The sequence below is a fragment of the Hydrogenophaga sp. genome (assembly GCF_022844385.1).
Classification (GTDB): Bacteria; Pseudomonadota; Gammaproteobacteria; order Burkholderiales; family Burkholderiaceae_C; genus Hydrogenophaga.
Map to the genome: position 1 here is coordinate 57187 of NZ_JALHLX010000001.1, position 13775 is coordinate 70961.

The following is a 13775-nucleotide window of genomic DNA, read 5'->3' on the forward strand; positions in this document are numbered from 1 at the left end:
GCTCTGGCAACAGAGCCCGCTTTTTTCATGGCGCACGCCGTTGCGGCCCTCACAGACGGATCTCCATGGCCATCAAGTCCACCATCTTCAAGGCGAACCTGCAGATCGCCGACATCGATCACAGCTACTACGCCGACCACGCACTCACGCTGGCCCGCCACCCCAGCGAGACTGACGAACGCATGATGGTGCGCCTGGTGGCGCTGGCCATTCACGCCCACGAATTGCAGGACACCTGCCGCGGTGACGGCACGTTGGCCTTCGGCACTGGCCTGTCCGATCCGGACGACCCGGACGTCTCGCTCACCGATTTCACCGGTCGCAAGCGCCTGTGGATCGAGGTCGGCCAGCCCGAAGACAAGCCCCTGGCCAAAGCCTGCAGCAAGGCCGACGCGGTGGTGCTCTACGCGTTTGGCAGCGCAGCCGATGTGTGGTGGCGCGGCATCCAGACCAAGCTCACGCGGCTGGACCGGCTGCAGGTCTGGCGCCTGCCGACCGAGGTGGCGCCCGCCCTGGCCCAGATGGCCGAACGCAGCATGCAGCTGCAGGCCACCGTGCAGGAGGGTGTGCTCACGCTCTCCGGCGAACGCGGCAGCGTGGCGGTGGAGCCGATCCGCTGGAAGTGAAGCACGAGACGTGAGGTGTGGGTCGATCAGCTGTCACTGCGCCGGTGCTCGACCCAGATGAGTTCGTTCGTCTTCACGCCCAGTCGCGCGGCCTGGGCCACGAGCTGCTCGCGTACACCCGGCGGCAGTTGTTTGTCGCGCGCCAGGATCCACAGATAGTCCGTGTTGGGGCCGATCACCATGGCCCAGCGGTAGCCGGGGTCGAGTGCGATCACGTGGTAACCGCCATAGAACGGCCCGAAGAACGAGACCTTGAGCGAGGCGGTGTTGGTGTCGCCGGTGAACAGGGCCTTGCCCACCGCCTCTTTCCATTCGCCCTTTTCGGTGTTGAACCCACGGTTGATCACGGCCACGCTGCCATCGGCCTCGAGCCGGTAGGTGGCGTTCACGTCGCTCAGGCCGCGCTCGAAGCTGTGGTCCAGCCGGGCGATCTCGAACCACTGGCCGGCGTAGCGCTTCACGTCAAAGGGGCTCACCACGGTCACGCCGTCGGGCGGCGAAGTGCACGCATTGAGCAAGGGAAGGATGGCCAGGCACAAGACCAGTACAGTGCGCGACCACCAGCGGTGCACAGGGAGGGGAGATGCAGGGCGCATGAGGGGCTTCTCGCAGGTTCGTGGACAAGTTTCATTGTGCGCCGTACATTGAAGCGCAGCTCCTCACGGGGCCAATGCCCCACTCTTCTCAACCGGCCCGATCACCATGTCGATGTTCAACCAGCTCCCCGGGTTCGTGCGCACACCCGCCGGGCTGGAGCGCGTGATCCTGCGCCGCATGCCCAAGGCCTTTCTGCTGAGCGCCCTGCTGCCGGCGCTGGCCGCGCTGTCGGCCCGCTGGTTCGACTGGAGCGGCAGCGAGGCCGCGGTGGCCGCGAGCATCCAGATGGTGGACTTCGTGGCGATCGGCGTGGTGCTGCTGCTCTGGACCCTGCTGCTCACCCTGGCCATCGGCGCTTTCATCGTCATGGTGATGAAAGGCCCGGCTTATGTCGCCGATGGCTATCCGCTGGTGGAGTCGGACCGGCCGCTGGACGGCCCGCGCCGGCCGTGAAGGGTCTTCGGCGGCAAGGGGCGTGAGACAATCGCGTCCTCCTGCCCAACGGCCTTCGTGACCGTTTCGGCCCCTCCCCACAGCCTCTGGACACACACCATGAACCGCTGCCCACCCTCCATCCGTTCCGGCCTGCTCACAGCGCTGCTGATCGCCCTGCCCTTCACCGCCCAGGCCCAGTCGGGCACACGCGACTTCCCCGCCAAGGCCCTGCGCGGCACCCTGGTGGTGGTGCAGCCGCCGAACGTGACCATGGACGACCGTGCCACGCGGCTGTCGCCCGGCGCGCGCATTTACAACACCAACAACTCGCTGGTGATGTCCGCTTCGCTGCTGAACAAGGAGGTGGTGGTGAACTACACGCTGGACCTGCGCGACCAGATCCAGAACGTGTGGATCCTCACCGAGGCCGAGGCCAAGGAAAAACGCGCCGGCTTCGGCGTGCAACGCAACTTCGTGTTCGAGTCGCTGCAGCCCAAGCCGGCCGCCAGCACCAACTGAAGCGCCCACCACCGCGCGCCGGCATGGCCGGCGGTGGTCACCCCGTTTCTCTCTGCGCCCGGCGCGGGCACCGCCTTTGTGAAGCCGGTGCCACAGGAGCTTTCCATGAGCAAAAAAGTTTTTATCAAGACCTTCGGCTGCCAGATGAACGAGTACGACTCGGACAAGATGGCCGATGTGATGCACGCCGCGCAAGGCTATGAGCCCACGCAGGACGTGGAAGAGGCCGACCTGATCCTCTTCAACACCTGCTCGGTGCGCGAGAAGGCCCAGGAAAAGGTGTTCAGCGACCTCGGGCGCGTGAAGCACCTGAAAGACAAGGGCGTGCTGATCGGCGTGGGCGGCTGCGTGGCCAGCCAGGAGGGTGCCGACATCATCAAGCGCGCTCCGTATGTGGACGTGGTGTTCGGCCCGCAGACGCTGCACCGCCTGCCCGAGCTGCTGAACCGGCGCGCGCGCCTGGCCGTGCCGCAAGTCGACATCAGCTTCCCCGAGATCGAGAAGTTCGACCACCTGCCGCCGGCCAAGGTGGACGGTGGTGCGGCCTACGTGAGCATCATGGAAGGCTGCTCCAAATACTGCAGCTACTGCGTGGTGCCCTACACCCGGGGCGAAGAGGTCAGCCGCCCGTTTGATGACGTGCTGGTGGAAGTGGCGGGTCTGGCCGACCAGGGCGTGAAAGAGGTGACGCTGCTCGGCCAGAACGTGAACGCCTACCGCGGCACCATGGGTGACAGCGGAGAGATCGCAGACTTCGCGCTGCTGCTCGAGTACGTGGCCGACATCCCCGGCATCGAGCGCCTGCGCTTCACCACCAGCCACCCCAACGAGTTCACGCCGCGCCTGATCGAGGCCTATGCCAAGATCCCCAAGCTGGTGAACCACCTGCACCTGCCGGTGCAGCACGGCAGCGACCGCATCCTCATGGCCATGAAGCGCGGCTACACCGCCATGGAGTTCAAGAGCACGGTGCGCAAGCTGCGCGCGATCCGCCCCGAACTGGTGATGAGCAGCGACTTCATCGTCGGCTTTCCCGGTGAGACCGACGAGGACTTCGACAAGATGATGAAGCTCATCACCGATGTGGGCTTCGACACCAGCTTCAGCTTCATTTTCAGCCCGCGCCCGGGCACACCCGCCGCCAATCTGGTGGACGACACGCCGTACGCCGTGAAACTCAAGCGGCTGCAGCACCTGCAGGCCACGATCGAAGAGAACGTGCGCCGCATCAGCGCCAGCCGCGAAGGCACGGTGCAGCGCATCCTGGTCGAAGGCGCGTCGCGCCGCTCCAGCACCGAGGTGCCCGAGCTCATGGGCCGAACCGAGTGCAACCGCATCGTCAACTTCCCCGGTGGCCCGCTGGCCGAGCGTCTGGTGGGCCAGATGGTCGACGTGCGCATCACCGAAGCGCGGCCGCATTCGCTGCGTGCCGAGGTGCTGACCCACGAGTCCGCGCTGGGCGCCTGAGACCACCCACTTCTGTGAAATCGCTGCGTTTTTCGTTCCCCCAGCTGCTGCTGGTGGCGTTCCTGCTGATCGGGCTGCTGCTGGGCGCGGCCGCCCTGCGCGCGCTGTTTTCGCTGGAGGCCCTGATGACCCAGAGCCGCGAGAGCGCAGCCCAGGCGATTGCGCTGTCGACAGCGGCGCAGTCCTTGTCCGAGCGCAGCCTCACCATGGAGCGCGCGGCGCGCCAGTCGCTCGTGTTGCGGGACAACCAACTGCGCCAGCGCTTCACCGAAGCCGCCGGCAACGCGCGCGACATCCTGAAAAGGCTGGAAGACAACGAACTCCCACCCGAGTTCGCCTTCAACTGGCTGCAGCAGCTGACCGTGATCACCGAACTGCTCGACGGTCCCGCCGAGACAGCGCTGGACCGCGAACGCGAAGTGGCGCGCGCCTTCCGCGAGATCGACGGCCACAGCGCATCGATCGCGCAGAAGGTGCAGTCCATCATCGGCACGCGCAACGAAACCCTGCAGGCCCGTTTCGAGACCAGCCGCCAGGAACTCACGCAGCAGGTGCTGGGCTCGATTTTTGTGGCCGCGGTGATGGCGCTGGGTTTCGGCGTGTGGCTGGCGCGCCCGTTCAAGCGCATCGAACGAGCCATTCAGGGACTGGGTGAAAACCGGCTCGATGTGCCGATCGACATCGCAGGCCCGGCCGACGTGCGCCGCGTGAGCCAGCAGCTGGACTGGCTGCGGCTGCGCCTGACGGAGCTGGACGCCGACAAGGCGCGTTTCCTGCGTCACATCTCGCACGAACTCAAGACGCCGCTGGCCTCGCTGCACGAAGGTGTGGCAGTGCTGGGTGACGGTGTGGCCGGCCCGCTCAACCCCAACCAGGCCGAGGTGGTCAACATCCTGCAGCACAACACTCTGATGCTGCAGCACCAGATCGAGGCGCTGCTGCGCTTCAACGCCGCGGCGTTCGAGGCGCGCCAGCTCAAGCGCGAGCAGACCGACCTCATGGCCGTGGTGGAAGACCAGATCGACGCCCAGCGCCTGCACTGGCAAGGCCTGGGTCTGACGGTGCGGGCCGAAGGCGTTTCTGTGAACCTTCCGATCGACCGGGAGAAGATCGCTTCCGCCGTGGGCAACCTGCTGTCCAACGCCATCCGGTTCTCGCCACAGGGCGGCGTGATCCGCCTGGTGCTGCTGGACCTGCCGGGACGCGCGAGCCTGGACATCATCGACCAGGGCCCCGGCGTGGCAGAGACCGACCGCGACCGCATCTTTGAACCTTTCTACCGCGGTGAACGACAGCCCCAGGGCGCCGTGCGCGGCACCGGTATCGGCCTGTCCATCGTGCACGAGTACATTGTTGCCCACGGCGGCCGCATCGAACTGTTGCCCCAGCGCCAAGGCGCCCATTTCCGTATCGAGCTTCCCCATGCGAACTAGTCTTTCTGCTGCTGCGGCGGCGCTCCTGGTGTGCGCCTGCGGCTCCACGCCACCGCCGCCCGCCGAGGCGTCCGTGACCACCGTGATCACCACGCCTGCACAAGCCCCGGCGCCCCAGATCCTGGTGATCACACCGGTGCAGGCGCCCGCGGTTGCGCCGCCCGAACCCCTGAACACGCAGGCGCCTGCGCTGCCCGATGTGGTCACGGCCCTGCTCACGTACTCGGAACGCGTGCGCCAGCTCAGCCCCGGCGACCTCGCCGCCGAACTCGCGGTGCAGGGCGACCCGGGCAACGCGCCGCTGCGCCAGATGCAGCTGGCCCTGGCGTTGATGCACAGCCCGCAGGCGGTGGACACGGCGCGCGCGCTGGGCCAGCTGCAGCGGGTGGTGGGCAGCACCGCACCCGAGGCCACGCCCCTCAAACCCCTGGCGCGTTTGTTGGGTTACCAGCTGATGGAGCAGCGCCGGCTCGAAGACAGCCTGGAGCGCCAGAGCCAGCAACTGCGCGAGAACCAGCGCCGCATCGACCAGCTCAACGATCGGCTGGAGGCCATGCGCGCGATTGAACGCAGCCTGACCACCCGGCCGCCGACGGCTCCCAATGGCGGCCGGACACCTCCATGAACACCGCTTCGCCACGCGCGCGCCTGCTGGTCGTTGACGACGACGCCGACATGCTGCGCCTGCTGGCGATGCGCCTGGGCTCGGCGGGTTACCACGTCACCTCGGTCGGCTCGGCCGAAGCCGCGCTCAGCCAGCTCGACATCGAGCGGCCCCAGCTCGTGCTCTCCGACGTGCGCCTGCCCGGCAAAGACGGCCTGGCCCTGTTCGACGAGATCCGCAAGCGCCACCCTTCGCTCCCCGTGATCCTGCTGACCGCGCACGGCACCATTCCCGACGCGGTGGAGGCCACGGCGCGCGGCGTCTTCACCTACCTCACCAAACCCTACGACGCCAAGGAGCTGCTGGAGAAGATCGCCCAGGCCCTGGCGCTGGGTGCCCCGGCCAGCAACAACGCGCGGGTGGACGAAGCCTGGCGCAGCGAGATCGTGAGCCGCTCCAACCGGATGGCCGACCTGCTGGCCGAGGCGCGCATGGTCGCGCAAAGCGACGCCAGCGTCCTGCTGCGCGGCGACTCGGGCACGGGCAAGGAAATGCTGGCGCGCGCCATCCACAAGGCCAGCGCGCGCGCAGGCAAACCCTTCATCGCGGTGAACTGCGGCGCCATCCCCGAGGCCTTGCTCGAGTCCGAACTCTTCGGCCACATGAAGGGCGCCTTCACCGACGCCGTGGCCAACCACAAAGGTCTGTTTCAGGCAGCCGACGGCGGCACGCTGTTGCTCGACGAGATCGGGGACATGCCGCCCGCCCTGCAGGTCAAGCTGCTGCGCGTGCTGCAGGAGCGCGCGGTGCGCCCGCTGGGCTCGAGCCAGTCGCTGCCGGTGGACGTGCGCATCATCTCGGCCACGCACCGCGACCTCGAAGAGGCCATGGCCACGGCGCAGTTCCGCGAAGACCTGTATTACCGCCTCAACGTGGTCACGCTGACCCTGCCCACATTGGCCGAGCGGCGCGAAGACATTCCGCTGCTGGCCAACCATTTCCTGGCCAAACTGGCCGCCAAGTACGGCAAACGCAGCTCGGGCTTCGCGCCCGAGGCGCTCAAGGCGCTGACCATGTCGGCGTGGCCGGGCAATGTGCGCCAGCTCTACAACGTGGTCGAGCAGGTCTGCGCCCTGTCCACCACGCCGCTGGTGTCGCTGGCGCTGGTGCAGCGCGCGCTGCGCACGCCCTCGGTGGAGGTGCTGAGCTTTGCCGACGCCAAGCAGCGCTTCGAGCGCGAGTACCTGGTGGGCCTGCTCAAGATGACCGACGGCAACGTGGCCGACGCGGCCCGACTGGCGCAACGCAACCGCACCGAGTTCTACCGGTTGCTGCAAAAGCACGCGCTGACACCCGGCCTGTTCAAGAGCGACGCCACGCCGGGTTCTTCGGGTATTCCCGGAGATGCTGTCGCCGATGAGTGACAGCCTGATTCCCTTGATTTCATTGGATTTTTTGTACAACGCGGCACCCGATGTCGCCGTTTGACGACAAAAACAGGCGTTTGAAGCCCTGGCCGGCGCCTCTTGCTGGTCAGCAGAAGAGGTTTTCCCTCCAAGCCTTTGATTCAGCTGGGTTTTTTCAACCTGGCACAGGGTTTGCCCACTACAAGGCATGTCCCTCACCATCCGCCCCTTTTCAGCCGCCCGGTGCACCCGCACCCTGGTGCTGCTGGGCGCCCTGTTTTCCCTGCTTTGCGGGGCGTCAGCCCAGGCCCAACGCTTCGACTGGGATGGCCTGACCCAGCTGGCGCAAAGCCGCTCCGCCGAGCCTTATCAAGCAAACAGCGACAAGCTGCCCGCCGAGCTGGCCAGCATCACCTACGACCAGCTGCGCGACATCCGTTTCAAACCCGAGCAGTCGCTGTGGCGCACCGATGCCCTGCCGTTTGAGGCGCAGTTTTTCCACCTTGGCCTGTACCAGACCGAGCCGGTGCGCATCCACGAGCTGCTGTCCGATGGCCGCGTGAACCACCTGCCCTACAGCGGTGCCGACTTCAACTACGGCCAGAACAGCTTCGACCCGGTCCCCTGGGGCGACCTCGGCCACGCCGGTTTCCGCCTGCACTACCCGCTCAACGGCCAGACCTACAAGGACGAGCTGGTGGTGTTCCAGGGCGCGAGCTACTTCCGCGCACTGGGCGCTGGCCAGCAATACGGCCTGTCGGCCCGCGGCCTGGCGATCGACACCGTGGGCGGCAGCGGCGAAGAATTTCCGCGCTTCACCGAGTTCTGGCTGCAGCGCCCGGCCGGCGATGCCAGCGAGATCACCGTGTTCGCCCTGCTCGAATCGCCAAGGGCCACCGGCGCGTACCGCTTCGTGATCCGTCCCGGCCAGCAGACCACCACCACGGTCACCGCGCGCATCTTCCTGCGCCCCGGCGCCGGCCCGGTGAACACGCTGGGCATCGCACCGCTCACCAGCATGTTCCTCACGGGTGAAAACCAGCCTTCGGCCAGCGACTTCCGCCCCGAGGTGCACGACTCCGACGGTCTGATGATCGTCAGTGGCGACGGCGAATGGCTGTGGCGCCCGCTGCAGCGCCCCAAGGCCGTGACGGTCAGCTCCTTCACCATGAAGAGCCCACGCGGCTTCGGCCTGATGCAGCGCGACCGCAGCTTTGCCAGCTACGAGGACGTGGAAGCGCGCTACGAGCGCCGCCCGAGCGCCTGGGTCAAGCCGCTGGGCGACTGGGGCCCCGGCCGCGTCGAACTGGTGCAGCTGTCCGCGCCCGACGAGACGCACGACAACATCGTGGCGTACTGGGTTCCGGGCACGTTGCCCGCACCGGGTCAGCCGCTCGAAGTGGCCTACGAACTTGCCTGGCAAGGCGATGTCCAGCAGCGACCGCCGTCGAGCTGGGTCACCCAGAGCCGCCGCGGCCATGGCTACACCAGGCTCAGCGCAGAAGAACAGGGCCGCCAGCCGCAATACGTCATCGACTTCACCGGCCCCGCGCTGGACGCGCTGCCGGCCAACGCCACGGTCAAGGCCGTGGTGAGCGCCAACACCAACGGCCGCGTGATCGAGACGCTGGCCTACCCCAACCCCGCCACGCGCACCTGGCGCGTGACCTTGCGCGTCGAGCGCGTTGATGCCACCCAGCCCGTGGAATTGCGCGCCTTCCTCCAGCACAACAACGACACCGTGAGTGAAACATGGACACATCTGCTGTTACCCGAATGAACACGTCCACGAACCCCACCCCGGCCTTGCGCAGCACCCTGCGCGAGGAACGCCACCCCAACGCGGTGACGGCACCCCCGCTCAACCGCGGCTCCATGGTGCCGCGCCCGTGGCGCGGTTTCTGGAACAGCATCGGCACCGCGCTGCTGAGCCTGGCCGGCAAGGCACTGCCGCCCTACGAAGCCTCGGTGCAAGCCAGCCCGCAAGCTGCACCCGAAGCCTGGGTGACGGCAGCGAACCGCCGCCGCGCTGTGTTCATGCTGCTCACCGTGCTGAGCACGGCGTTTGCCACCAGCCTGTTCGCCACCGCCCAGCCGGAACACAACAACGCGTGGCTGCAATACGGCCAGCTCGCACTCTTCGGCCTGCTCTCGGCCTGGGTCGTGACCGGTTTTGTGACCGCACTCATGGGTTTCTGGGTCTCGCTGCGCGGTGACGCACACACGCTGTCGGCCGCTGCGGTGCAACACCACCCCATGAACCCCGACGCACGCACGGCGATCATCATGCCGATCTGCAACGAAGACGTGGCCACCGTGTTTGCCGGACTGCGCGCCACCTGCGAGTCGCTCGCAGCCACCGGCCATGCGCGCCAGTTCGACGTGTTCGTGCTCTCCGACAGCTACAACCCGGCGATCGCCGCGGCCGAAAAATCCGCCTGGGAAAACCTGCGCGCGGCCCTGGCCGCCCAGCCCGAGCTGCCACAGATCGAGGTGTACTACCGCCTGCGCACACGCCGCAGCCACCGCAAGGCCGGCAACGTGGCCGACTTCTGCCGCCGCTGGGGCAACGACTACCGCTACATGGTCGTGCTCGACGCCGACAGCGTCATGAGCGGCAGCTGCATCGTCTCCATGGTCAAGCTGATGGAAGCCAACCCCAAGGCCGGCATCGTGCAGACCGCCACCCAGGCCATCGGCCACGCCACGCTGCATGCGCGCGCGCAGCAGTTTGGATCACGCGTCACCGGCCGCCTGTTCACGCTGGGCATGCAGTTCTGGCAGCTCGGCGAGAGCCACTACTGGGGCCACAACGCCATCATCCGCGTCGAGCCGTTCATGAAACATTGCGCGCTGGCCCCCATCCAGGGCACGGGCGGCATGTCCGGCGGCATCATGTCGCACGACTTTGTGGAAGCCGCGCTGATGCGCCGTGCCGGCTACCAGGTGTGGCTGGTCTCCGACCTCACCGGCAGCTACGAACAGCAGCCGCCTGACTTGCTCAGCGAGTTGCAGCGCGACCGCCGCTGGTGCCAGGGCAACCTGCAGAACTCGCGCCTGATGGCCGAGCCCGGCATCCACCGCGTGCACCGCACCATGTTCGCCATCGGCGCCATGTCCTACCTCTCCGCCCCCTTGTGGCTGGCCTTCCTGACCATCGGCACCGCCCTGTGGGCCGCCAACTCCAGCGCGATCCCGAGCTGGCAGGCTGTGCCCGAAGAGCTGCGCGCGCTGTGGATGTGGACGTTGACCATGCTGTTCATGCCCCGTGTGCTGGGTCTGATGGCGGTGTTCATGAAGGGTGAACAGAAGTCGTTCGGCGGCACCGCTGCACTGCTGGTCAGCTCCGTGGCTGAAACCGTGATGGCCCTGCTGCAGGCCCCCATCCGCATGCTGGCGCACTCGCTGTTCGTGCTGGTGGCCATCACCGGTCTCAAGCTGGAATGGAAGTCGCCCCCGCGGGAAGCCGTTGGCGTGACCTGGCGCGATGCCCTGGCGCGGCTGGCCCCCATGACGGTGGTGATCGGCCTGCTGGGTCTGGGTGTGGCGGCGATCAACGCCAACGCGCTGATCTGGCTTGCCCCGGTTGCGCTGCCCCTGCTGCTGGCTGTGCCCATGACCGTGGCCACCAGCCACGTGGACCTGGGCGCATGGATGCGCTCGCGCGGTGTGCTGCTGATTCCCGAAGAGTCGTGGTCGCCGGCCGTGCTGCGCCGCGCGTGGCGCCATGCCAGCCGCTTCACACTGGCACAGGCCGTCTGAGGATTGCTCAGCACGCTCTCTGCCAACGCGCCGCTTCTGCGGCGCGTTGTCGTTTCAGGACCCGTTGTGTCGCACGCGCATGCCCTGCCACCAGCCTCCCATCTGGTTCACGACCAGGCCCAGGAGGACCAGTCCCGTGCCCAGCCACTGCTGGAGCAACGGCAGTTCATCGAAGAACATCCAGGCCGACCACAAGCCCACCACCGGCACCAGCAGCGAAAACGGCGTGACACGTCCGGCCGGATGTCGCTTGAGCAGGCGCGTCCAGAGGCTGTAGGCCAGCAGCGTGGCCAGCCATGCGAGGAACAGCACGGCCAGGAAGGCCTGCAGGTTCATGCCGGCCACCTGCTTCAGCACGGTCTGAGGCCCGTCCATCCACAGTGCCAGCGCCACGAACGGCACGATGGGAAACACGCTGCTCCAGACAATGAAGGGGAACGGGTCGTAGTCGGCCACGCGGCTGGCCAGGCGGGCCACCAGGTTGGACACCGCCCACATGAAGGCCGCCGAAACGGTGAGCACAAAACCGGCCAGCGTCATTTGCCCCGGGCCTTCGCCGTGCGCGGTGGCGATCAACACCAGCCCGCCCAGTGCCACCACCAGTCCCAGCCCTTGCGAGAAGCGCGCGCGCTCACCCAGCACCGGCACCGCCAGCAGCAGCGTGAAGAAGGCCTGCGTCTGCATGACCACCGAGGCCATGCCCACCGTCATGCCCAGCTGCAGGCCGAGGAACAGGAAACCGAACTGCCCCAGGCCCTGCGCCAGCCCATAGGCTGCCACATAGCGCCAGGGCAGTCTGGGAAACTTCACGAACAGCAAAAAAGGCAGGGCGGCGGCCGCAAAACGCATCGCGCCCAGCAACATGGGTCCGATGCCCTGCAGGCCGACTTTCATCACGACGAAGTTCAAGCCCCAGATCACCACCACCGCGAGCGCGCGCAGCAGGTCGCCGCGCGAGAGGGGCAACGCATTCACGGCGCGGCCCTCACGCGGCGGCCCTGCGCGGTGCGCGCCGACACGAAAGCTTCAAAGGCCTCGGCGCTGGTCTTGCGCGGGGTGTAGCCAAAGCGCTCCTTCAGCGCGGTGTTGAGCAGCACCGGGCGGTAGCGCAGGAAGTCGAGTTGCTCCGGGCCGTAACGGGTGATGCCCAGCGCCGAGCCCACGCGCAGCGCGGCGCGCAGCAGACCGGCGGGCAGCACACGCGGCTTCTTGTGCAGGCGCTCTGCGATCTCGGACAAGGTCAGCGCGCCGTCGCCCGCGAGGTTGTAGCAACCCGGCTGGCCCCGGCCGCTGACCGCGTGCAGGATGGCGCCGGTCACGTCCTCGTCCCACACGAACACAAAGGGGCTGTCGCTGCCCTGGATCATGAGGATGCGAGGCTTCTCGAACAGCGCGGTGATCTGGTTGTCCACCCGCTCGCCCAGGATGGTGCCGATGCGCAGCACGGTCTGGCGCAGTTCCGGGGCGCTGGCGCGGGTCTTGGCCAGCATCTCCTCGACCAGGCGCTTGTGGTGCGCGTAGGCGAACACCTCGTTGCCGCGCAGCGGGTGCTCCTCGGTGAGCCAGGCCGGGTTGTCGGCGTGGTAGCCGTAGGCCGCGCCGCTGCTGGAGACCACGAGGTGGTCCACCCGGTGCGCCAGGCAAGCGCGGATCACATTGCGCGTGCCGCCCACGTCCACCTCGTACTCGAAGGCGCGATTCGATCCCTTGCCCGGCGTGACGATGGAAGCCAGGTGCACCACGGTGTCGATGGCGTTCATGGCCACCGTGTCGGCCAGCGCGGGCGAGCGCACGTCCTGCGCAACGTAGACCACGCGCGGAAGGCGCCGCTCGGGGGGCACCTCGCGCACGTCCACCGCCACGATGTGCTGGATGTGCTTGTCACCCGCCAGCGCTGCGATCAGGCCGCGTCCCAGGAAGCCGTCAGCCCCCGTGACCAGCACGCGCCGGGCGGCTGGCGCTTTCTCGGCCACGGTGTTCATGCGCGAGGAACCGGGGGAACCGCCGGCACGCCGCCCTGCAGCGGCCGTTTCGACCACCAGCTCGCCAGCAACAGGCCGGCGATGATGTCCCAGAAACCCCAGACACCGGCCACCACCGCCATGCCACCCAGGCCGCCGAAGAAGCTGAAGATCAGCACCAGGCCCAGGCCGGCGTTGCGGATGCCGACCTCGATGGACAGCGCGCGGCGGTCGTAGTCGGGCAGACCCGCCACCCGTGCAATGGCATAACCGGTGCCGAACGCCAGCGCATCATGGATCACCACCGCCAGCAGCACCAGCCCCACGTAGTCGAGGAAATAGCGCCAGTTGCCGGCGATGGCACCGACGATGAAGACGATGAGCGCAATGAAGCTCAGGATACGCACCGGCTTCTTGAAGCGCGCGGTCCAGTTGGGGAAGCGGTGCGCGCACCAGAGACCCAGCACGAAGGGCACACCGATGATGAGCAGGATGTGGCCCACCATCTCCAGCGGATCCAGCGCGATGGTCTTGAGCAGCGGCGCCGCGGTGGGGTGGATGCCGCCCCAGAACGCGAAGTTCAGCGGCATGGCGACGATGGCAATTGCGTTGGACACCGCCGTCATCGACACGCTGAGCGCGACGTTGCCGTTGGCGCGGTAGGTCAGGATGTTGCTCACGTTGCCCGGCGGGCAACAGGCCACCAGGATCATGCCGAGTGCGATGCTCGGCCCGGGCTGCAGCAGCAGCGTGAGCGCGAAGGTGATGGCAGGCAGCGCGATGAACTGCGCCACGATACCCACGGCGAACGCCACCGGCATGCGCAGCACGCGGCGGAAGTCATCGATGCGAGTGTCCAGCGCGATGCCGTACATCAGGAAGGCGAGCACGCCGTTGAGCACGGCCAGCGAGGCCGGGTTGAAGTTCAGCCGGATTTCGTCCACGGGCAGCATGTTGGTCTCCTC

General features: G+C 67.3%; 13 protein-coding genes. 9 read left to right on the forward strand and 4 right to left on the reverse strand.

All coding sequences use genetic code 11. The annotated features are described in order from the left end of the window. Positions 1–65 precede the first annotated feature (65 nt). A complete protein-coding gene (locus Q0C59_RS00290) occupies positions 66–626 on the forward strand; it encodes a YaeQ family protein (protein ID WP_291210191.1) in 561 nt (186 codons plus the stop codon). A gap of 26 nt (positions 627–652) precedes the next feature. Here Q0C59_RS00290 and Q0C59_RS00295 read toward each other — a convergent pair whose 3' ends face one another. Further along, positions 653–1222: a lipocalin family protein gene (locus tag Q0C59_RS00295; RefSeq protein ID WP_291210193.1), complete on the reverse strand. Its 570-nt coding sequence runs from the start codon at positions 1220–1222 to the stop codon at positions 653–655. 106 nt (positions 1223–1328) lie between these two features. Between Q0C59_RS00295 and Q0C59_RS00300 the strand changes: the two genes are divergently transcribed. From Q0C59_RS00300 to mdoH, 8 genes are all read left to right on the forward strand, one after another. After that, positions 1329–1676: a hypothetical protein gene (locus Q0C59_RS00300; RefSeq protein WP_291210196.1), complete on the forward strand. Its 348-nt coding sequence runs from the start codon at positions 1329–1331 to the stop codon at positions 1674–1676. A gap of 99 nt (positions 1677–1775) precedes the next feature. Next, positions 1776–2177 carry a hypothetical protein gene (locus Q0C59_RS00305; protein WP_291210199.1) on the forward strand — a complete coding sequence of 134 codons (402 nt, stop codon included), beginning with the start codon at positions 1776–1778 and terminating at the stop codon, positions 2175–2177. Positions 2178–2282: 105 nt separating this feature from the next. Continuing rightward, positions 2283–3644: a tRNA (N6-isopentenyl adenosine(37)-C2)-methylthiotransferase MiaB gene (miaB, locus tag Q0C59_RS00310; protein ID WP_291210201.1), complete on the forward strand. Its 1362-nt coding sequence runs from the start codon at positions 2283–2285 to the stop codon at positions 3642–3644. 14 nt (positions 3645–3658) lie between these two features. Then, the gene (locus Q0C59_RS00315; RefSeq protein ID WP_291210204.1) at positions 3659–5077 is read left to right on the forward strand and encodes a sensor histidine kinase KdpD; all 1419 of its coding nucleotides are present in this window, start codon (positions 3659–3661) and stop codon (positions 5075–5077) included. Continuing rightward, the gene (locus Q0C59_RS00320) at positions 5067–5702 is read left to right on the forward strand and encodes a hypothetical protein (protein ID WP_291210206.1); all 636 of its coding nucleotides are present in this window, start codon (positions 5067–5069) and stop codon (positions 5700–5702) included. Before Q0C59_RS00315 ends, Q0C59_RS00320 begins: the two co-directional genes overlap by 11 nt. Further along, on the forward strand, positions 5699–7105 hold the full coding sequence (locus Q0C59_RS00325) for a sigma 54-interacting transcriptional regulator (protein WP_291210208.1): 1407 nt from the start codon (positions 5699–5701) through the stop codon (positions 7103–7105). The genes Q0C59_RS00320 and Q0C59_RS00325 overlap by 4 nt, the downstream gene beginning before the upstream one ends. Positions 7106–7295: 190 nt before the next feature. Further along, positions 7296–8867, forward strand: coding sequence for a glucan biosynthesis protein G (locus Q0C59_RS00330; RefSeq protein WP_291210210.1), 1572 nt, complete (start codon positions 7296–7298; stop codon positions 8865–8867). After that, positions 8840–10849: a glucans biosynthesis glucosyltransferase MdoH gene (gene mdoH, locus Q0C59_RS00335; RefSeq protein WP_370654538.1), complete on the forward strand. Its 2010-nt coding sequence runs from the start codon at positions 8840–8842 to the stop codon at positions 10847–10849. The genes Q0C59_RS00330 and mdoH overlap by 28 nt, the downstream gene beginning before the upstream one ends. A 54-nt stretch (positions 10850–10903) precedes the next feature. Here the strand turns inward: mdoH and Q0C59_RS00340 are convergent, their stop codons facing one another. From Q0C59_RS00340 to Q0C59_RS00350, 3 genes are read right to left on the reverse strand one after another with little or no spacing between them, the layout of a single operon-like run. Further along, a complete protein-coding gene (locus Q0C59_RS00340; protein ID WP_291210216.1) occupies positions 10904–11824 on the reverse strand; it encodes an EamA family transporter in 921 nt (306 codons plus the stop codon). Then, on the reverse strand, positions 11821–12831 hold the full coding sequence (locus Q0C59_RS00345; RefSeq protein WP_291210218.1) for an SDR family oxidoreductase: 1011 nt from the start codon (positions 12829–12831) through the stop codon (positions 11821–11823). The genes Q0C59_RS00340 and Q0C59_RS00345 overlap by 4 nt, the downstream gene beginning before the upstream one ends. Next, entirely contained in the window at positions 12828–13763 is a 936-nt protein-coding gene (locus Q0C59_RS00350) for a bile acid:sodium symporter family protein (protein WP_291210221.1), read from the reverse strand. The genes Q0C59_RS00345 and Q0C59_RS00350 overlap by 4 nt, the downstream gene beginning before the upstream one ends. Positions 13764–13775 lie beyond the last annotated feature (12 nt).

Coding starts and splice junctions, on each gene's coding strand:
- Q0C59_RS00290 (WP_291210191.1), top strand. CDS start 66: ATGGCCATCAAGTCCACCATCTTCAAGGCGAACCTGCAGATCGCCGAC.
- Q0C59_RS00305 (WP_291210199.1), top strand. CDS start 1,776: ATGAACCGCTGCCCACCCTCCATCCGTTCCGGCCTGCTCACAGCGCTG.
- Q0C59_RS00330 (WP_291210210.1), top strand. CDS start 7,296: ATGTCCCTCACCATCCGCCCCTTTTCAGCCGCCCGGTGCACCCGCACC.
- Q0C59_RS00325 (WP_291210208.1), top strand. CDS start 5,699: ATGAACACCGCTTCGCCACGCGCGCGCCTGCTGGTCGTTGACGACGAC.
- Q0C59_RS00320 (WP_291210206.1), top strand. CDS start 5,067: ATGCGAACTAGTCTTTCTGCTGCTGCGGCGGCGCTCCTGGTGTGCGCC.
- Q0C59_RS00350 (WP_291210221.1), bottom strand. CDS start 13,763: ATGCTGCCCGTGGACGAAATCCGGCTGAACTTCAACCCGGCCTCGCTG.
- Q0C59_RS00345 (WP_291210218.1), bottom strand. CDS start 12,831: ATGAACACCGTGGCCGAGAAAGCGCCAGCCGCCCGGCGCGTGCTGGTC.
- Q0C59_RS00300 (WP_291210196.1), top strand. CDS start 1,329: ATGTCGATGTTCAACCAGCTCCCCGGGTTCGTGCGCACACCCGCCGGG.
- Q0C59_RS00295 (WP_291210193.1), bottom strand. CDS start 1,222: ATGCGCCCTGCATCTCCCCTCCCTGTGCACCGCTGGTGGTCGCGCACT.
- mdoH (WP_370654538.1), top strand. CDS start 8,840: ATGGACACATCTGCTGTTACCCGAATGAACACGTCCACGAACCCCACC.
- miaB (WP_291210201.1), top strand. CDS start 2,283: ATGAGCAAAAAAGTTTTTATCAAGACCTTCGGCTGCCAGATGAACGAG.